The organism is Flavimobilis rhizosphaerae (genome assembly GCF_014852685.1).
Lineage (GTDB): Bacteria > Actinomycetota > Actinomycetes > Actinomycetales > Cellulomonadaceae > Flavimobilis > Flavimobilis rhizosphaerae.
Window position 1 is genome coordinate 393,672 of the sequence record NZ_JACZDF010000003.1, and the last position, 17,608, is coordinate 411,279.

Consider the following 17,608-nt stretch of genomic DNA (forward strand, 5'->3'; position numbering starts at 1 on the left):
TCGTGCAGATCCGCTATCGAGCGGGCTGGTGCTGTCGACGGATCGACGCGCTGCGCCCATCGGATGGGAGGAACGCGACGATCCGTCAGAGGGGAGTGTCAGGACCAGGGCTGACGGTCGACGGTCACCGGGCGGTCCGACGCGACGGCCTCGTCGATCGCGAGCGAGATCGCGTGGTCATGACACGCCCGCGCGAGCGGGTACGGCCCCGGGCCGTCGTCGAGCGCGAGATCGGCCGCGCCGAGCATGAGAGTCGCGATGGCGATCTCCTCGTCCATCCAGCGTTTCCCGACGAACGGGTTGCTCCACAGCACCTCACCGCCGAGCGACACATGGTCCGTGTCGTACCCGTCAAGATCGAGGTCGTAGCCGAGCTGACGGCGCCGCAGCGTCGTCGTCGTCACCTGCCGTGGGCCCGACAGCCGCAGGACGTCGTCGTTCGAGATCTCCCCGTGCATGCCGCGCACGAGGATGCGGCGCGAACGCAGCTGGTTGTGCCATTGGTTGTCCGTGAAGTCGTAGAGGCCGTGCCGGCCGTCGAGCTCGAGCGTCGCGAGGACGGTGCCCGCGTCGTGCACGGAGGGGTCGTCGGTCCAGCCCTCGCGTGAGAGCGGCTGGACGATGCGTCCCGCGAAGCGGTGCGCGCGGACGGTGACGGGGCTGTGCTCGTCGGCGGCTCCGAGCAGCCCGCGGATCATCGACACCGCGTGGTAGCCGTGGGTCGAGGACACGTGGACGGACTGCGGCTCGCCGACGAGCCCACGTTCGACGACGGTGAGTCGTGCGGCGTGCATGGGCAGCGCGAGGTACTGCTCGGCGACGTGGACGCGGCCGGTCGCGCCGACCTCGGCCCACAGTGCGTGCAGGCCTGCGAGGTCGGGGGCGGGCGGGGTCTCAGCGAGGACGACGCCACCGGCGCGGGCGACCTCCGCGGTCGCGACGGGGGTGACGGGCCACGGCGTCGACACGATCGTGACCTGCGGGGACGCTGCTGCGAGCAGGTCGGCGACGGTCGCGTAGCCCCGCGTTCCCCACGCCGTTGCGGCGCGCTCGACGCTCTCGGGCCGACGGCTCGTCATGCCGGCGAGCTCGAAGCTCTCGGGCAGGGCGCGGGCGAGTCGGGCGAAGAACTGCGCGCGCCAGCCGGAGCCGACGATCGCGAGGCGGACGGGTGCGGGCACGGAGATCTCCTTCGATGCAGGTGTTCACCGACGCTACGCCGGGCCTGGCGGTGCGGGACGCTGCCCCGCCGTCCGACGTCGCCGACGTACGCGGTGCGGTGCGCACCCCGCCGGGGCTCATCGATAGCCGATCCATACACGGGTGCCGTACGGATCAGCTATCGAGCGCGCACGCCGCCGGGCCTTGTGGTTCCGATAGCCGATCCGTGTACATGAGGTGGCTCGATCGGCTATCGAGACAAGGGGGTGGGGACGTGGCGGGGGACAGGCGGGGCAGTCTCGGTAGACGGAGGGTGGGTTGACGGCGCCCAGGCGTCTCGGTTGGTGACACGGTGTCATCCGTGTAGCGGACTGCCGGGGAATATGGTTAGGGTCACATCACGTAAATGCGGTGAGGTGAGGCTTACCTGAGATGATGGTCCTCGTCGCAGCGCACGCGCCCTGCTTGCACCGACCGAGGAGAACCACATGATCCGCGTCCGACCCGCGCTCACCGCGCTCGTCGCCGCCACCGCGCTCGCCCTCACGGCCTGCGCCGGCGACACCGACGCCGCCGCGCCCGCCGCCACCGGCGACGCGAAGACCGCCACCGTCGAGGACAACACCGGCTCGAAGACCGTCACGCTTCCGCTCACGTCCGTCGTCGCAACCGACAACCGGACGTTCGAGACTCTCGAGTCGTGGGGCGTCGAGCTCACCGCCGCGGCCCGCACGCTCATGCCGACGACCATCGGCTACAAGACGAACGACAAGATCGTCGACCTCGGCAGCCACGCCGAGCCCGACCTCGAGGCGATCGTCGCCGTCGAGCCGCAGCTCGTCGTCAACGGCCAGCGCTTCACGCAGCACGAGGCCGCGATCGCCAAGCTCGCCCCGGACGCGACGATCCTCAATCTCGACCCGCGCGACGGACAGCCGCTCGACGCCGAGCTCAAGCGCCAGGTCACCGTCCTCGGCGAGGTCTTCGGCAAGCAGACCGAGGCGAAGAAGCTCGCCGACGACCTCGACGCGGCCGTCGCCCGCGTCAAGGCCGCGTACGACCCCGCGCAGAAGGTCATGGCCGTGACGACGTCCGGCGGCGAGATCGGCTACATCGCCCCCGAGGTCGGCCGCACGCTCGGCCCGCTCTTCGGCCTCCTCGGCCTCACGCCGGCGCTCGAGGTCGAGGGCGCGTCCGACGACCACCAGGGCGACGACATCTCCGTCGAGGCCATCGCCGACGCGAACCCCGACTGGATCCTCGTCATGGACCGCGACGCGGCCGTCGCGGCGGACGACCCCGCGTACACGCCTGCGGCGAACGTCCTCGCCTCCGCTGAGCCGCTGTCCAAGGTCTCGGCCGTCACGAAGAAGCAGCTCGTCTTCATGCCCACGGACACCTACACGAACGAGGGCATCCAGACGTACACCGAGTTCCTCAACACCCTCGCCGACGCCCTCGAGGCAGCGGCCTGATCCCGCGGTGACGCGCGGCCCCACGGGGCCGCGCGTCACGAGGAGCACCGATGAGCACCACGACGGCCCGCACCGCGGGCACGCCCGACGCCGACGCGGCCCCCGCGCGCCGGCGTCGCGGCGTGCCGTGGCTCCTCCTCGCGAGTCTCGGCGTCGCCGCGCTCCTCGTCGCCTCGCTCTTCACGGGCCAGTACGACGTCGTCGGCGCCGACGACGGGGCGTGGATGTTCGCCGTGACGCGCGTCCCGCGCACCGTCGCGCTCGTCCTCGCGGGCGCCGCCATGGCCGTCTCCGGACTCGTCATGCAGATGCTCACGCAGAACCGCTTCGTCGAGCCGACGACGACCGGCACGACCGAGTGGGCCGGCCTCGGTCTCCTCGCCGTGACGATCCTCGCGCCGACCGCGAGCATCATGACGCGCATGGGTGTCGCGATCGTCGCGTCGTTCGTCGGGACGATGATCTTCTTCCTCGTCCTGCGGCGCATCACCCTCACGAGCTCCCTCGTCGTGCCCGTCGTCGGCATCATGCTCGGGGCCGTCGTCGGCGCGTTCTCGAGCTACCTCGCGCTCGCGACGAACTCCCTGCAGTACGTCTCCGTGTGGTTCGCGGGGTCGTTCACGTCGGTGTTCCGCGGGCAGTACGAACCCCTCTGGGTCGTCCTCGTCGTCCTCGTGGGGATCGTCGTCGCAGCCGACCGCTTCACCGTCGCCGGCCTCGGCCGGGACGTCGCGACGAACGTCGGCCTCAACCACGACCGCGTCGTCATGCTCGGGGCAGGGCTCGTCGCCGTCGCGACGGGCGTCGTCGCTGTCGTCGTCGGGAACCTGCCGTTCGTCGGGCTCGTCGTGCCCAACGTCGTCGCGCTGCGGCGCGGCGACGACCTGCGCTCCAACCTGCCGTGGGTCGTCGTCCTCGGCGTCGGCCTCGTCGCCGCGTGCGACCTCGTCGGGCGCGTCATCATCGCGCCGTTCGAGGTGCCCGTCTCGCTCGTCCTCGGCGTCGTCGGATCGCTCGTGTTCATCACGATGCTCGTGCGCGGGAGGCGCCGTGGCTGACACCCTGCTCGCCCCCGTCGAGGCGCCCCCGGCGCCCGATCGCGCGACCGTCCCGCGTCGCTCCGGCCCCTTCACGAGCCGCAGCGCCGCCCGACGCTACGTCCTGCTCGTCGCCGGGCTCGTCCTCGTCGCCCTCGGCCTCACCGCCGTCTACCTCCTCGTCGGCAACCCCGGCCGCCCCGGGAGCACCGGCTACTGGCTCGTCGCGCAGCGGCGGGCGACGAGCATCGTCGTCATCGCCATCGTCGCGTTCTGCCAGGGCCTCGCGACCGTCGCGTTCCAGACGGTCACCGGCAACCGCATCGTCACGCCCGCGATCCTCGGCTTCGAGGCCCTCTACGTCACGGTGCAGACCGCGGGCGTCTACCTGCTCGGCGTCGCGGGCATCACCGCGCTCAGCGGAGTGCCCCAGCTGCTCCTGCAGATCGGTCTCATGGTGACGCTCGCCGTCGCGCTCTTCGGCTGGCTGCTCTCCGGGCGCTTCGGGAACCTCCACGTCATGCTGCTCGTCGGGGTCGTCCTCGGCACGGGCCTGCGGTCCGTGTCGAGCTTCATGCAGCGGCTCCTCACGCCCTCGGAGTTCGACGTCCTCACGGCACGCATGTTCGGCTCCGTCTCCAACGCCGACCCCTCGTACCTGCCCGTCGTCGTGCCGCTCGCGGCGCTCGCGGGCGGTGCCCTCCTGTGGCGCTCGCGCCGCCTCGACGTCCTCGCGCTCGGCGCTCCCGTCGCCGCGGGCCTCGGCGTCGACCACAAGCGTGAGACGCGCGTCGTCCTCACGCTCGTCGCCGTGCTCGTCGCCGTGTCGACCGCGCTCGTCGGCCCCATGACGTTCCTCGGGTTCCTCGCCGCGACGATCGCCTACCAGGTCGCCGGCACGTTCTCCCACCGGCACGTCCTGCCCGTGGCCGTCCTCACGGCGTTCGTCGTCCTCGCCGGCGCGTACGTCACGCTCAAGCACGTCTTCTACGCGCAGGGCATGGTGTCGATCGTCGTCGAGCTCGTCGGCGGCACCGTGTTCCTCGTCGTCCTCCTGCGGAAGGGCCGCCTGTGATCACCCTCGCCAACGTCCGCAAGGACTACGCGTCCGACGTGCGCATCGGGCCGCTCGACGTCGAGCTGCCCGCGGGCGGCATCACAGCGCTCGTCGGCCCCAACGGCGCAGGCAAGTCGACGCTTCTCACGATGGTCGGGCGGCTCCTCGGGCTCGACGCCGGCACGGTGACGATCGGCGGCTACGACGTCACGCGCACGCCGTCGAAGCAGCTCGCGAAGGTCGTCTCGGTGCTGCGGCAGGAGAACCATTTCGTCACACGGCTCACCGTGCGCCAGCTCGTCGGCCTCGGACGCTTCCCGCACTCCAAGGGCCGGCTGACCGCCGACGACGAGCGGCACGTCTCCGACGCGATCGACTTCCTCGGCCTCCACGAGCTCGAGGGCCGCCACCTCGACGAGCTCTCCGGCGGGCAGCGGCAGCGCGCCTACGTCGCGATGGTGCTCGCCCAGGACACGCCGTACGTGCTGCTCGACGAGCCGCTCAACAACCTCGACATGCGTCACGCCGTCGGAATGATGCAGCACCTGCGGCGCGCGGCGGACACCCTCGGCCGCACGGTCGTCGTCGTCCTCCACGACGTGAACTTCGCGGCCCGCTACGCGGACCACGTCGTCGCGATGAAGGACGGGCTCGTCGTCGAGCAGGGCAGCCCGGCCGAGATCATGCGGGACGACGTGCTCTCACGGATTTTCGACACCCCGGTGTCGGTCGTCGACGGGCCCCACGGGCCCGTCGCCTGCTACTTCTGACCGACTCCGTTGACCTGACGCGCGGACTTCGCGCCGGACGGGCTAGGCGCGGCTGGAGGGCGACAGCGCAGGGAGCCGTGCGAGAAGCGCGAGACTGCAATCGTCCTTCGTCGCTTCGCGTACGCGGGTCGCGAGGAACTTCCGGAGGCGCTTGCGATGGATCGGGTTCTTTGTCTGGTAGGTGGGCGAGTCCGCAAGCAGCCTGACGAGCTTGAGACACGCAGGAGCGAGCATCTTCGTCCTCTGGTTGTAGAGGCTCTCGGCAGCACCGTCGCTCATGAGGATGAAACCGGTCACTCCCTCGAGCGACCCCCGCAGGAGGCGCATCGACGTGATCGCGCTGGACGACGTGACAAAGGTCGTGGTGTTGGCGAACTCATCGTTGTCCGGTGAGCTCGCGATCCTCAGCTCTCCATCGCGAACATATCCGATGACTCCGTCACCGATGTGCACGACGACGAACTGGTCGCCGTGGGTGGCGACTGCAAGCATCGTCGAGGCCAGGTCCTTGACGTGGCACTCGAGCCTTGCGGAGAGCGACGTCAGGCGAGCGAGCAGACTCGAGACGATCTCTGCCTTGATCCGTGCGCCGTCACCCCGCGATGTGAACGACATGAAGTTCTCGACAAGCAGGCGTGTTCCTTCATCGACAACTGCCTGAGCGCCGTAGTGGGACAACCTGGCGGAACCAGCGCCGTCAGAGAGGCAGACGACTTGTACACCGTGTCGTGACGCGCTCGCGGTCATGTCCTGGCACGGCGAGCCGTCCAGGACATGACCGCGTCCGCGGACCTGATGGTGGAAGACCTTGAACAACTAGAGCTCCGCCCACCCTGCAAGTCCCTCAAGGTCAAGCTTAGGAGGCGCGTCACCCGGGCTCGACTGTGAGACACGCGCAACGGACTTCGACAGCCAGGCGAAGAACTCGTTGAAGCTCAGGCCCTGAAGGCGCAGGGGTGGCTTCGTCGGACTGAAGCGCGCGAGGACGCTCATGTCCGCGTCAGGACCGATACCGATGGGGAAGATCGTCAGCTTCTTGTCCCCGATCATCTTCGTCACGCGTTCGACGGCACGCTCTAGCTCCGCCGCGCTCCCGTTGGGGCCGCCGTCGGTCATGAGGACGAGCCACGGCTGGTAATAGAGGACACCGGTGTCGGAGTACATCTTCTTGCGCGTCTCGAGCGTGTCGAGCGCAAGGTTGACCCCCTCGCCCAGGTAGGTCGCGCCTCGAGCGTCGATCCCGCTGATCCTCTGGGCGCGGTCCACGCCCGCAAAGTCCTGGATGACCTTTGTCCCGGAGTTGAACTCGACGATGCAGATCTCAGCGGCGTCGTGCGCGTCCTCGTCCTTGTCGATCGCGTCGAAAAACTGGTTGACACCCGCGACCAGCTCCCGAATCGGAGCACCGTCCATGGACCCGCTCGTGTCGAGGCAGAGCGCGACTGGTACCCGGGGAGCCGGGTTCTCGAAGAGGTCCTCGTTCTCGATGTTGATTCGTGCCATCAGTGTGTTCCCTTCGTGGAGGTGCGCTGTCGGTACGCACCGCCGCTGCTGGTGTGGATGGGGTGGACTGCTGCTGGGGGATCGTCGTACGGCGTGCTTGCAAGTCCTGAACGATTGAGCTGGTTGGCAAACCGGCGAAGGAGCCACCGGGTTGGCGTCGTGAACCAGGACCGGCCCCCGACAAGGCGGACCAGATGTGGGCTGGTCGCGTAGTACGACGCGACGAACCGCCTGCCCGCGGGACTCGTCAGCAGCACCGTGTCCCTCCATCGACGGAGAACCCAGACCTCGGGGCAGTCGTATGTACCGAAGGCCGCAGTCGCCACGAAGCACCCGCTGCTCTTGGTGTCTGGCGCGACGCCCTCGTGAGCGGACGCGGATGTCGTTGATCTCGGGATGGGTACGCAGTCGGCCGGGTAGACGCCGCTCTTCATCTTGTGGGTCGTGGGGACGGCCTTGTGGTTCGAGAGGTGCCACTCGACGTTGCCGAACGTGATGAAGGGCTTTCCGCAGCGTGTGCAGAGACGGTTCCTGTCGAGCTCCATCCGCCGTGCGCGTGCTGCCACGTCCTTGTCGTGGCAGGTAGGACAGCGTCCGAACTTCATCGAGGCTTTCTTGTGTCGACTGCCGCATTCGCGGCATGCCGACGTGATGCATCCTCCGCACACGGCGATCCCTGGAGCTTGGGGGCGGAATCGGCGCCCGCAGTCCGTGCAGGTAGGAAGACTGCAGTTGCGACACTTGCCGTTGGAGAGCTTGTCGGGGGCCATGCTGCGCTGGCAACCCTGGCATGCGACCAGCGCCGGACGGCAGTCGACGCAGAGCCGCGGAGTGGAAAAGGTCTTGGTCTCCTCGCGCCATATTCCGGCCATCGAACAGCGGCATGACTCGCACTCGTAGAGGGGCGTTGCGGGCGACATAGCCTTGAACCGAGTGGGGTAGATGTCGTTCGACATCGGATCGAAGTTCTCGCTGCTTCGCAGGAATCGACGATAGTTGCGGAAAGCCTTGAGCCATTCGGCGTCGGTCGGTCGGGATGAGTATCGTGTGCCATCTCGGTGGAACGTGTTCCAGAACAGGCTCTTGACGTCTACCTGGACATGGCTCCACATGTACTTCCACTTGCCGGCCGGCTGGTCCTTGTTCGACCGATCCTTGAACTGGAGCGCGAAGTTCCCTTCTCTGATGAGCTTTGACACGTCGCCGTCCGAACCGGACCTGGCGTAAGGGAAGAGGCCGGTGATGAGGATCATGAAGAGCATCGTTGCGACAGCAAATCGCTCGTCCTCGGCAGTTCGAAGGAACTCGGGGAAGCGCTTGCCGATAACCTCGGGCGGGCTGTACATCTCAACTCCGACGGGGCACGGGAAGCCCTCAACTTGCCAAGAGTCCGCGTCGATGATCGTGACGTTCTTTTCGTCGTCCACGAGGACGTTTTTGGGGTTGATGTCGCCCAGAAGGATGTTGTGGGAATGCAGGTACGAGACCTTCTCGAGGAATGAGATCGCGACGTCGACGAGGTCGGCCTTCGTCCAGTCGGGAAATGTCCGCCTCAGTCGCCTGGGTTGGAAGATCACCTTGGAGAACTCGCTGCCTTGTGCGCGGGGCATGAGATAGCCGACGAACTCGCCGTAGGTGTTCCTGACGATGGCCTCGGGGAAGCAGATGCCGGGCTCGTCGAAGTTCCTCGCTGATAGCAGGCGGATCTTGGCCTCGCGATGCTTTGTAATGTGGTGCTCGTCGAAGATCTTGATGACGTGAGAGTCCGAGGCGGAGTAGACGGCGCCCTCACCCCCTTCGCCGAGCTTCGTCGCGAGCTGCATCTGCACGATTCCTTGCGGGCTGTCGACGAGGATGTCGTCGCCTGCGCTCGGGACCACGGTGACCGTGATGATCTCGTCGGGTCCTGCGAACTTCGCCGTGGTGGAGAACGGTTGGCGGCGCGACCGTCCGTCGCCGGTGTCGTCCGACGGGGGATTGGGGCGCGCTCCGGTCGAGGTTCCGGCATCTAGGCTCGCCAGGAGCGGGACTTCCTGGAATAGATCCTCCAGGGTTGTCTCCAATGATTCGATCTCCAGGGTGTCGGATGCTCTCGCCTGTGGAGTCGCCTGGCGCTGCCGTAGTCGCCGAAGCTTGGCGCTGGCGCGACGTGCGATGGTCTCGAGCGATGGAACCTCCACGTGTCCGCCCGGGATCAGATAGCCAGCGGCGATAGAACGGTTCAGCTGCAGCGCCATGAGGTTGATGCGCAGCTGCAGGGTGACATCGTTGGTCAGGAGGAACATCGCATAGGTGGACGAGTAGACCTCGAAGAGGTGCACGAAGAGATCGTCTGCGTACGGATTTCCGATATCGCCCAGCGATGTCCTGACGAGGCCGTGGGCCTCTGCCGAGCGGAGGAAGGTGAGGGCGTTCTTCGCCTTCTCGAACGCTGCGGCCTGGGCAGCGGGGGTGGTTGACGGGTCCTTTTTGGCGAACTTCGAGAGCTCATCGATGACCTTGGTCGGGACGACGACAGGGCTGCCACCGGATTCGATCTGGGGTGCGATCCGCTCGAAGAGCGACTTGAGGTGATCCTTGTGCCGGGGGTCGGTGTCCATGAAGACGTTTGTGTCGATGAACATCCTCGTCGTCGACCCGGTCAGCTCGACCGGATCGAAGGTCATCGTTTCCGACGTGCTACGCATCGAAGCTGATGCCGCTCGAGAACGACGGGGGGTCGACGGGATCCGGGTCCCCAAAAATGATGTTGCTCGCGAATCGCACCTCGACCGACGGTCCCCCGGTGTGGTCCGAGTCGCGGGTAACGGTTGTTTCCAGTCGGATCAACGGGTTGAACGGGTCGGTGTCGTCCGGCGCCACCGTGAAAGTGATGGACTCGATTTCGTCGTTCGACTCTGGAGCGTCAGACCCTGCTTGTTCGGCATCAAGAGCGATCGCGACGAGAGAGTCGAGATCGTCAGCGGTCCCAAGCAGTTGCGAGAGCAGCTCTACCGATGATCTGGTTGATGTTGAGTTGGGAGTTGCCCAGCTCGGCTGTCTAGCCGCCTGACGTGGAGAGCTCGCCGCACGAGTCCTCTGCCCCGACGTTCTGCTGATTGCCTGGCTCGCGCGTCCCATTGAGTAGTACTTACCGTCGTACGCGTGATGTGCTTTGAGAGCCGCGATCTGCCTGGTCGTCGCTGGCCGTGACCACGACCGTGAACTAGTTCGACGCCCCATCGTCAGTCCCTTCCGGAGTCGTCGCTCCCCGTGGCGAAACTCCTCCAAGGCGAGGCTATCGGCATGTAAGCGCCAGAGGCAAAGGGTGCCAATCATGCGGGACGACGTGCTCTCACGGATCTTCGACACCCCGGTGTCGGTCGTCGACGGGCCGCACGGACCGGTGGCCTGCTACTTCTGACGCGCCCCTGCACTGACGGATTGATGGCTTCCGACCATTGAACGGGCGAAAGCCATCAATCCGTCGGGGAGGGCTGGCGCTTCGCGGCGCTCCCGCCCCGGCGGGCAGGGCCTCGCATGGCTGAGGCCGGCCGGGGACGCCCTCCACGGCGTCGTTCCCGACCGGCCTCGGCACCCGTGTCACCACGGGTCCTCGGTCGTGACCGGACGTGTACCTGTCCAGGATCCGTTCGGCCACGACCGAAGTCTCAGCGTGTCTCGCCAGCGAACACGATATCCACCTCGAAGGAACGCTCCCACGGCAGAAGAACCTTGTCGAGCCGAAGGGTGTCCCCGGGCAGGAGCGCCTCGTGCTCGCGACGCAGCTCGGCGGTCACCCAGGCCTCGGCCGCGGCGACCTCGTCGGCCGGCAGCGGCATGTACGTGCCGTGAAAGACCTCGTCCCACGCGCGCTTGCGGACGACCGACTGGTAGGCGTGGTCGTCGAGCAGGCGACGCACCCGCGGCGTGCGCGCGAGCTCGCGCGCGGGAAGCCCCGTGCGGTCCGCGACGACCGCGGCGACGCCGAGCGCGACCGTCGAGCCGAGGGCGTTGCCCGCGGTGTTCCAGCCGCCGTACGCGACGATCTCCTCGAGCAGGCCCGCGGCGCGCAGCCCCTCGACGAGCGTCGGGTCGGAGCCGTTGGCGTAGCGCAGGTCGGCGACCGCGACCATGACGCCCGAGGCGACGTGCTCGGCGACGAGTGCGACGGTTGCGGCGGCCGCCTCCGGGTCGTCGACCGCGCCGGGTCCGCCCTGGTCGCCGCGCGCGGGGTCGGAGGTGTGGACGACGAGGACGAGCTCGGCGTCCTCCGCGACGACGGTGCCGCCGGCGGCCGCGATCTGACGCGGTACCGACGTCGACAGCGGCGCGTTCTCGTACGGCGGGATGCGTTCCATGCCCTCCGGGTCCGCGGTGACGTACCTGACCCTCGGGCTCACGCCTGAGAGCATCGTGAGCGCGCGTCCCACGAGGACGGCGCCGGTCTCGTCCGCTCCCGGGTAGATCGGCACCTGCATCGCCGGGTCGAGGACGCCCCAGTAGGCGAGCCAGCCCTGCTCGACCGATCCCGCGGAGAAGCGGGCGGTGTCGTCGGCCGTGACGACGAGGTGGTCGAGGACACCGTCGGCGCGTAGGTCGATCGCGGAGAGGTTGACGATGTGGTTGCGCAGGCGGCGTCGCGCAAAGTCACGACGCACGTCGGCGGGCACGTCGGCAGCGGGGGAGCCCGTGCCGTTCTCCCACGCCTGGTGCGCCTCGCGGCCGAGGGCGTGCATGCGGCGGCCGTACGTCGCCCAGTACTCCGGCTCCTCGATCGACGAGTCGTGGTCGGAGGCTCGCGTGACGAGCGTGACGGCGAGGATCGGCAGCTCGGGGCGGGCTTCCTTGATCTCGCGGAGGACGTCGAGGCGGCGCAGGACGGTCGCGGTGTCCTCGTCGGTCGTGCGGGCGGGGATGAGGCCGCCGTGGACGAGCATGTCGACGGAGACGACGAGCGCGCCGACCTCGGGGTCGGCTGCTCTGTCGCGCAGCCACGCGGCCAGGTTGTCGGTGCTCGCGGCCTCGCGGTAGCGGGCGCGCGCGCCCTCGGGCGGCAGCTCGAGCGGGTGGCCGGCGACCGCGGCGACGTCGGCGACGAGCCCGGTGTTGACGGGCCGCTCGTCGAGGGGGACGAGGACGATCGCGGGGCGGGGAGTCATCGGGAGCTCTCCTGACGGGGGTGGCGGTGGATGGTGAGGCGGTAGTCGTAGCGGTCGCCGCGGTACGTCGTCACGGCGTGCTCGACGACGCGGCCGCGCACGTCGTATGACGTGCGGGTGACGTGGAGGGCCGCTGAGTGGTGCGGGGCCTCGAGGAGGTCGGCGGTGCGGGGGTCGAGGACGGTCGCGGCGATCGTCTGCTCGGCACGGTCGACCTGCGCGCCGCGGCGGTCGAGCGTGTCGTAGAGGGAGGTCGTGGCGACCTCGTCGAGGATTTCGGAGCCGAGCCATCCGGGCAGCCACACGTCCTCGTGACAGACGGGAGCGCCGTCGGCGGTGCGGACGCGCTCGAGGTGGAGGACGTCGGAGGCGGGCGGGACGTCGAGGGCAGGGCCGATGCGAGGTCCGGCGGGGACGATCTCGCCGACGACGGTGCGGGAAGCGGGGGTGACGCCGCGGGCGCGCATGTCTTCGGAGAAGGACGTGAGCTCGATGGTCTTGGTGATGCGGTGGTCGGCGACGAACGTGCCGGCGCCCTGGACGCGGTAGACGAGGCCGTCGGCCTCGAGGTTCGCGAGCGCCTGGCGCACGGTGGGGCGGGAGACGTCGAGGGCGGTTGCGAGGTCGCGCTCGGTGGGCAGACGGTCGTGGGGCGCGGCGGCTGCGAGGAGCTTCTCGAGGTGGGCGCGGACCATGACGGTCTTCGTCGTGCGGGGTGCGGCGTGGCCGTCCGACGGTGTAGCCGCGACATCGTTGTCGAGAATGGTTCAAACCTCTTCTGAGTCATGCGGGGTGGATTTGAACCCCGTGGTAGCCATCATGCACTCTGAGGCCCTACATTGGATAGTACCTATCCGGCGAGCTTGCTGGACGACGAACCCGTGAGCTGACGACGACAGAAGGGAGACGCCCCGTGGACCTCGACCGCATCCTCGCGAGCGTGCGCGGCGGCCTCGTCGTCTCCTGCCAGGCCCCCACGGGCAGCCCCCTGCGCGACCCCGCGATCACCGCCGTCGTCGCCCGCGCGGTCCTCCTCGGCGGAGCCGCCGGCCTGCGCGTCAACGGACCCGACGACGTCGCCGCCGTCCGCGCCGTCACCGACGTCCCCGTCATCGGCCTCCACAAGGTCGAGGGCGGCCCCCGCCCCTTCATCACCCCGACGCCGGACCTCGCCCGCGGCCTCGTCGCCGCCGGCGCCGACGTCGTCGCCGCCGACGCCTCGGTCCAGGTCCACGGACCACGGCTCGACGGCTTCGGCGCCGTCGTCGCAGCCGTCGACGTCCCCGTCATGGCGGACGTCTCGACGCTCGAGGAGGGCCTGCGCGCCGCCGAGCTCGGCGCCGCCCTCGTCGGCACGACGCTCTCCGGCTACACGCCCGCCTCGACACCCGCCCCCGAGGGGCCCGACCTTGATCTCGTCGCAGCACTCGCCGCCGAGGGCCTCACGGTCGTCGCCGAGGGCAGGATCCGCACCCCCGAGGCCGTCGCCGCAGCGTTCGACGCCGGCGCAGCCGCCGTCGTCGTCGGCGGTGCCATCACCGACCCCCTCCTCACGGCACGGCGCTTCGCCGCCGTCACCCCCCGGGCGCGCGACACCGCAGAGGCGAGCGCGTGACCGCCCTGACGATCGGCGTCGACCTCGGCGGCACGAAGATCGCCGGGGGATGCGTCGCACCCGACGGGAGCGTCGTCGGGGACATCGTCCGCGTCCCGACGCCCGCGAGCGAAGGGCCTGACGCGGTGCTCGCCGCGATCGTCGACGTCGTCGCACGCCTGCGCAGCGACGGGCACGACGTCGACGCCGTCGGCGTCGCAGCCGCTGGCGTCATCGACGCCGAGGGCCGCGTCACGAGCGCCACCGACCTGCTCCCCGGGTGGGCCGGGACGCACGTGACCCGCCACGTCGCGAACACGACCGGCCTGCCCGTCGTCACCCTCAACGACGTCCACGCCGCCGCGCTGGGCGAGGCCACCGTCGGCGCCGGCCGCGGCTGCGAGTCCGTCCTCCTTGCAGCGGTGGGCACCGGCATCGGCGGCGGCCTCGTGCGTGGCGGACGCGTCGTCGCCGGACGCGCGGGCGTCGCCGGCTCGGTCGGTCACGTCGTCGTCCCCGAGGCCGTCGGCCACGCGTGCTCGTGCGGCGTCGACGGGCATGCGGAGGCGGCCGCGAGCGGGCCCGCCCTCGAGCGCCACCACGCGGCTCTCGGGGGAGAGTTGCTTGGACTCAGGGAGATCGTGAGCCTCGCCGCCACGGGCGACCCGCGCGCGCGCGAGGTGCTCGCCCGGGGCGCGCGCGTCCTCGGACGGGCGCTCGCAGGGGCCGTGAGCGTCCTCGACCCCGACATCGTCGTCGTCGGGGGCGGCGTCGCGCAGATCGGCCCCTCCTACCTCGACGGCGTCGCGACGGCGCTGCGCGAGGACCTCATGCCAGCGGTGCGCGACGTCCCTGTCGTCGCCGCCGCGCTCGGCACGGCCGCCCCCATCGTCGGGGCAGCCGTAGCCGTCCGGGGGAGCGGTCGTGGGTGAGGACGGGGACCGCCGTCCACGGTTCCCGCCCTCACCCGCCACCGTCCCCACCCCGAACGGCGGCCGTCACGACCCCTGAACGTGACGGACGCCCGCGTGCGGCGCAGCCCCGGTTCCCTGGCCGGACGTGCTCCCGCGCGGGCGGCAGCGGCCCGCATCCCTGAGCGGGTCGCTGCCGCAGCCCAGCAGGCCTGCCGGGTGAGGAGCGCGCGGTAGGGTCGCAGGGCAGATGAGAGGGGGCCGTCGTGGCTCGGGTGACGATCGCGGACATCGCGCGCAAGGCTGGCGTCTCGACCGGGGCGGTGTCGTACGCGCTCAACAACCGGCCCGGTGTCTCGGAGGAGACGCGCGCGCGGATCTTGCGTGTCGCGGGCGAGATGGGCTGGGCGCCGAGCGCCGCGGCGCGCTCGCTGTCGGGTGCGCGGACGGAGACCGTGGGCCTCGTCCTTGCGCGGCACCCCTCGACGCTGGGCGTCGAGTCCTTCTACATGCAGTTCATCGCGGGCATCGAGTCGGTGCTCTCGGAGCGCGGCTATGCGCTCCTGCTCCAGGTCGTGCCGGACACCGATGCCGAGATGCGGACGTATCGTCAGTGGCGTGCTGCCCGCCGGGTCGACGGCGTCATCATGGTCGATCCGCGGCCTGACGATCCGCGTGTCGAGCTGCTCTCCGGTCCTGATCAGCTGCCTGTCGTCGTGGTGGGAGATCCGTCGCTGACGGGCGGGCTGACGAGCGTGTGGACGGACGACGCTGCGGCCATGCGCGAGTGCGTGCGGTACCTCCACGCGATGGGGCACCGGAGGATCGCGCGGATCGGGGGTGTGTCGTACTTCGGTCATACGACGATCCGTGACGCGGCGTTCCAGGAGGAGTGTGCGCTCCTGGGCGTGGTGGGGCTCTCCGCGGAGACCGACTACACGCCTGCTGAGGGTGCGTCGGCCACCCGGGCGCTGCTGCTCGCCCCTGAGCGGCCGACGGCGATCGTCTACGACAACGACGTCATGGCGCTCTCGGGCATGGGCGTCGCGCGCGAGATGGGTGTCGTCGTGCCCGACGACGTCTCGCTCATCGCGTGGGACGACTCGCCGCTGTGCGAGGCGGCGTTCCCGCGGCTCACGGCGCTGAGCCACGACGTCACGAGCTACGGCGCGCACACGGCGCGCCGGCTCTTCGACCGCATGGAGGGGGCGGAGCCGGGCGCGTTCCTCGACTCGACGCCCGCCCTGCGCCCGCGCGGCACGACCGCGCGTCGTCCGCGGGACTGACGCGCCCCTGGGCCGGCCGCGGCCGGTCGTCGACTGCGGCGCGCCCGGGCGGGCTCGCTTCCACCGTCGCATGCGAGGGATGTCCGGATCGTGGTGGTCGCCGACGCCAGTCTCGCGTGACCTTCGCGCTTAAGCGCGTCACGCTCCCGACGCTCAGGTCGAGCGATGAGACCAAACTGTGACCAGGATTCTTTGACTTACCGCTACTTAACCGCTTCACTATCGAACGAGCGCAGGTCCCGAACCGCGCACGTCAACGACGACAGATGGGAAGCACGATGGCAAGGATCCACAAGGCGGCCGCGGTCGCGGCGATCGCCGCACTGTCCCTCACCGCCTGCAGCGGGGGCGACGACGCCCCGGCGGCGACCCCGACCGCGACCGGCGCCCCCACGGGTGACATCAAGGGCACGGTCACCGTCCTCACGAACCGTACCGACCTCACGAAGACGGTCTTCCCCGCCTACGTCGAGGAGTTCAAGAAGGAGTACCCCGGCGTCGAGGTGAAGTTCGAGGCCCACACGGACTACGAGGGCGAGGTGTCGATCCGCATGGGCACCGAGCAGTACGGCGACGTCCTGCTCATCCCCAACAAGATCACCAAGGACCAGTTCCCCCAGTACTTCGAGCCCATCGGCACCGTCGACGAGGCCGCCAAGACGTACCGATTCGTCAAGACCGAGGGCTCGCTCGACGGCACGCTCTACGGCCTCGCCATCACGGGCAACGCCTCCGGCTACGTCGTCAACACCAAGGTCATGGCCGAGGGCGGCGTGACGACGCCCCCGAAGACGCCCGAGGAGTTCCTCTCCGCGCTCAAGGCCGTCAAGGACAAGACCGGCGCCGGCTACTACACGAACTACAAGGACGGCTGGCCCCTCTCGCAGTGGCAGGGCAACCAGGGCGTCATCGCCGGCCCCGACGCCGTGACGATCCGCGACTCCCAGGACGCCCCGTGGACCGAGGGCAACGAGCAGTACGCCCTCGACTCCCTCCTCTTCGACATCGTCAACCAGGGTCTCGCTGAGTCCGACCCGACGACGACCAACTGGGAGGAGTCGAAGGTCAAGCTCGCCAAGGGCGAGATCTCCTCGATGGTCCTCGGCGGCTGGGCCGTGAGCCAGATGAAGGAGGCCGCGGAGGCCAACGGCGGTTCCGCCGACGACATCTCGTTCTGGCCGATGCCCTTCACGACCGACGGCAAGCTCCACTCCGTCGTCTCGGGCGACTACAAGATCGCCATCAACAAGCACTCGAAGAACAAGGACGCCGCCAAGGCGTGGCTCTACTGGTTCATCGACAAGTCCGGCTACGCCTTCGACCAGGGCGGCGTCTCGCCGCGCCTCGACGGCAAGACCCCCGACACCCTCAAGGCCTTCGACGAGGTCGGCGCCGAGTTCGTCGACCTCAACCCGAGCCCGACCGGTGAGGAGTCCCTCGACTCCGACATCTACAACGAGGCCGAGATCGACCTCTGGGGCGACAGCTACCGCCGCAAGCTCGTCGACATCGCGCGTGGCGCCGAGAAGGGCGACAAGGCGTCGTACTTCGCGAGCCTCAACGAGAAGTGGGCCAAGGCCCGCGCCGAGGTCGCCGCGAACTGACACGACCTGCGCGGGGCCCTGCGGGGCCCCGCGCACGGCCGTCCCGTCCACACCCCGCACCACCCTGCA

The 17,608-nt window shown here is 69.4% G+C and carries 15 protein-coding genes; 9 read left to right on the forward strand and 6 right to left on the reverse strand.

The window, feature by feature from the left end; all coding sequences use genetic code 11:
- Positions 1 to 98 precede the first annotated feature (98 nt).
- On the reverse strand, positions 99 to 1,181 hold the full coding sequence (locus IGS67_RS08065; RefSeq protein ID WP_328742043.1) for a Gfo/Idh/MocA family protein: 1,083 nt from the start codon (positions 1,179 to 1,181) through the stop codon (positions 99 to 101).
- Between the two features lie 468 nt (positions 1,182 to 1,649).
- Here IGS67_RS08065 and IGS67_RS08070 point away from each other — a divergent pair, with 468 nt between their 5' ends.
- From IGS67_RS08070 to IGS67_RS08085, 4 genes are read left to right on the forward strand one after another with little or no spacing between them, the layout of a single operon-like run.
- The gene (locus IGS67_RS08070; protein WP_192279466.1) at positions 1,650 to 2,636 is read left to right on the forward strand and encodes an ABC transporter substrate-binding protein; all 987 of its coding nucleotides are present in this window, start codon (positions 1,650 to 1,652) and stop codon (positions 2,634 to 2,636) included.
- A gap of 50 nt (positions 2,637 to 2,686) precedes the next feature.
- Positions 2,687 to 3,694 carry an ABC transporter permease gene (locus IGS67_RS08075; RefSeq protein ID WP_192279468.1) on the forward strand — a complete coding sequence of 336 codons (1,008 nt, stop codon included), beginning with the start codon at positions 2,687 to 2,689 and terminating at the stop codon, positions 3,692 to 3,694.
- Positions 3,687 to 4,748: an iron chelate uptake ABC transporter family permease subunit gene (locus IGS67_RS08080; protein ID WP_192279470.1), complete on the forward strand. Its 1,062-nt coding sequence runs from the start codon at positions 3,687 to 3,689 to the stop codon at positions 4,746 to 4,748. The genes IGS67_RS08075 and IGS67_RS08080 overlap by 8 nt, the downstream gene beginning before the upstream one ends.
- Positions 4,745 to 5,500 (forward strand): iron ABC transporter ATP-binding protein, encoded by a 756-nt coding sequence (locus IGS67_RS08085; protein WP_192279472.1) that lies wholly within the window; start codon positions 4,745 to 4,747, stop codon positions 5,498 to 5,500. Before IGS67_RS08080 ends, IGS67_RS08085 begins: the two co-directional genes overlap by 4 nt.
- Positions 5,501 to 5,542: 42 nt before the next feature.
- On the opposite strand, the gene IGS67_RS08090 is transcribed toward IGS67_RS08085, so the two are convergent.
- From IGS67_RS08090 to IGS67_RS08100, 3 genes are read right to left on the reverse strand one after another with little or no spacing between them, the layout of a single operon-like run.
- The gene (locus IGS67_RS08090; protein ID WP_192279474.1) at positions 5,543 to 6,316 is read right to left on the reverse strand and encodes a PP2C family serine/threonine-protein phosphatase; all 774 of its coding nucleotides are present in this window, start codon (positions 6,314 to 6,316) and stop codon (positions 5,543 to 5,545) included.
- On the reverse strand, positions 6,317 to 7,003 hold the full coding sequence (locus IGS67_RS08095; protein ID WP_192279475.1) for a vWA domain-containing protein: 687 nt from the start codon (positions 7,001 to 7,003) through the stop codon (positions 6,317 to 6,319).
- The gene (locus tag IGS67_RS08100; protein WP_192279476.1) at positions 7,003 to 9,627 is read right to left on the reverse strand and encodes a CFI-box-CTERM domain-containing protein; all 2,625 of its coding nucleotides are present in this window, start codon (positions 9,625 to 9,627) and stop codon (positions 7,003 to 7,005) included. Before IGS67_RS08100 ends, IGS67_RS08095 begins: the two co-directional genes overlap by 1 nt.
- Between IGS67_RS08100 and IGS67_RS08105 the strand changes: the two genes are divergently transcribed.
- The gene (locus IGS67_RS08105; RefSeq protein WP_192279477.1) at positions 9,620 to 10,003 is read left to right on the forward strand and encodes a hypothetical protein; all 384 of its coding nucleotides are present in this window, start codon (positions 9,620 to 9,622) and stop codon (positions 10,001 to 10,003) included. The genes IGS67_RS08100 and IGS67_RS08105 overlap by 8 nt on opposite strands.
- Before the next feature lie 650 nt (positions 10,004 to 10,653).
- Here the strand turns inward: IGS67_RS08105 and IGS67_RS08110 are convergent.
- Both IGS67_RS08110 and IGS67_RS08115 read right to left on the reverse strand, forming a co-directional pair.
- Positions 10,654 to 12,144 carry a DUF4127 family protein gene (locus IGS67_RS08110; protein WP_192279478.1) on the reverse strand — a complete coding sequence of 497 codons (1,491 nt, stop codon included), beginning with the start codon at positions 12,142 to 12,144 and terminating at the stop codon, positions 10,654 to 10,656.
- Entirely contained in the window at positions 12,141 to 12,839 is a 699-nt protein-coding gene (locus tag IGS67_RS08115; protein ID WP_192279479.1) for a GntR family transcriptional regulator, read from the reverse strand. Before IGS67_RS08115 ends, IGS67_RS08110 begins: the two co-directional genes overlap by 4 nt.
- A gap of 218 nt (positions 12,840 to 13,057) precedes the next feature.
- Between IGS67_RS08115 and IGS67_RS08120 the strand changes: the two genes are divergently transcribed.
- From IGS67_RS08120 to IGS67_RS08135, 4 genes are all read left to right on the forward strand, one after another.
- The gene (locus tag IGS67_RS08120; protein ID WP_328742051.1) at positions 13,058 to 13,759 is read left to right on the forward strand and encodes a putative N-acetylmannosamine-6-phosphate 2-epimerase; all 702 of its coding nucleotides are present in this window, start codon (positions 13,058 to 13,060) and stop codon (positions 13,757 to 13,759) included.
- Positions 13,756 to 14,670, forward strand: a complete 915-nt coding sequence (locus IGS67_RS08125; RefSeq protein WP_210767144.1) for an ROK family protein — start codon at positions 13,756 to 13,758, stop codon at positions 14,668 to 14,670. Before IGS67_RS08120 ends, IGS67_RS08125 begins: the two co-directional genes overlap by 4 nt.
- Positions 14,671 to 14,915: 245 nt before the next feature.
- Positions 14,916 to 15,935 carry a LacI family DNA-binding transcriptional regulator gene (locus IGS67_RS08130; protein ID WP_192279480.1) on the forward strand — a complete coding sequence of 340 codons (1,020 nt, stop codon included), beginning with the start codon at positions 14,916 to 14,918 and terminating at the stop codon, positions 15,933 to 15,935.
- A 278-nt stretch (positions 15,936 to 16,213) separates the two neighbouring features.
- Positions 16,214 to 17,539, forward strand: coding sequence for an ABC transporter substrate-binding protein (locus IGS67_RS08135; protein WP_192279481.1), 1,326 nt, complete (start codon positions 16,214 to 16,216; stop codon positions 17,537 to 17,539).
- The last annotated feature ends 69 nt before the right edge of the window (positions 17,540 to 17,608 follow it).

What these genes read in the sequence shown, in the direction of transcription:
- IGS67_RS08100 (WP_192279476.1), bottom strand. Translation starts at nt 9,627, where the DNA reads ATGTTCATCGACACAAACGTCTTCATGGACACCGACCCCCGGCACAAG.
- IGS67_RS08075 (WP_192279468.1), top strand. Translation starts at nt 2,687, where the DNA reads ATGAGCACCACGACGGCCCGCACCGCGGGCACGCCCGACGCCGACGCG.
- IGS67_RS08070 (WP_192279466.1), top strand. Translation starts at nt 1,650, where the DNA reads ATGATCCGCGTCCGACCCGCGCTCACCGCGCTCGTCGCCGCCACCGCG.
- IGS67_RS08135 (WP_192279481.1), top strand. Translation starts at nt 16,214, where the DNA reads ATGGCAAGGATCCACAAGGCGGCCGCGGTCGCGGCGATCGCCGCACTG.
- IGS67_RS08105 (WP_192279477.1), top strand. Translation starts at nt 9,620, where the DNA reads ATGAACATCCTCGTCGTCGACCCGGTCAGCTCGACCGGATCGAAGGTC.
- IGS67_RS08115 (WP_192279479.1), bottom strand. Translation starts at nt 12,839, where the DNA reads ATGGTCCGCGCCCACCTCGAGAAGCTCCTCGCAGCCGCCGCGCCCCAC.
- IGS67_RS08095 (WP_192279475.1), bottom strand. Translation starts at nt 7,003, where the DNA reads ATGGCACGAATCAACATCGAGAACGAGGACCTCTTCGAGAACCCGGCT.
- IGS67_RS08110 (WP_192279478.1), bottom strand. Translation starts at nt 12,144, where the DNA reads ATGACTCCCCGCCCCGCGATCGTCCTCGTCCCCCTCGACGAGCGGCCC.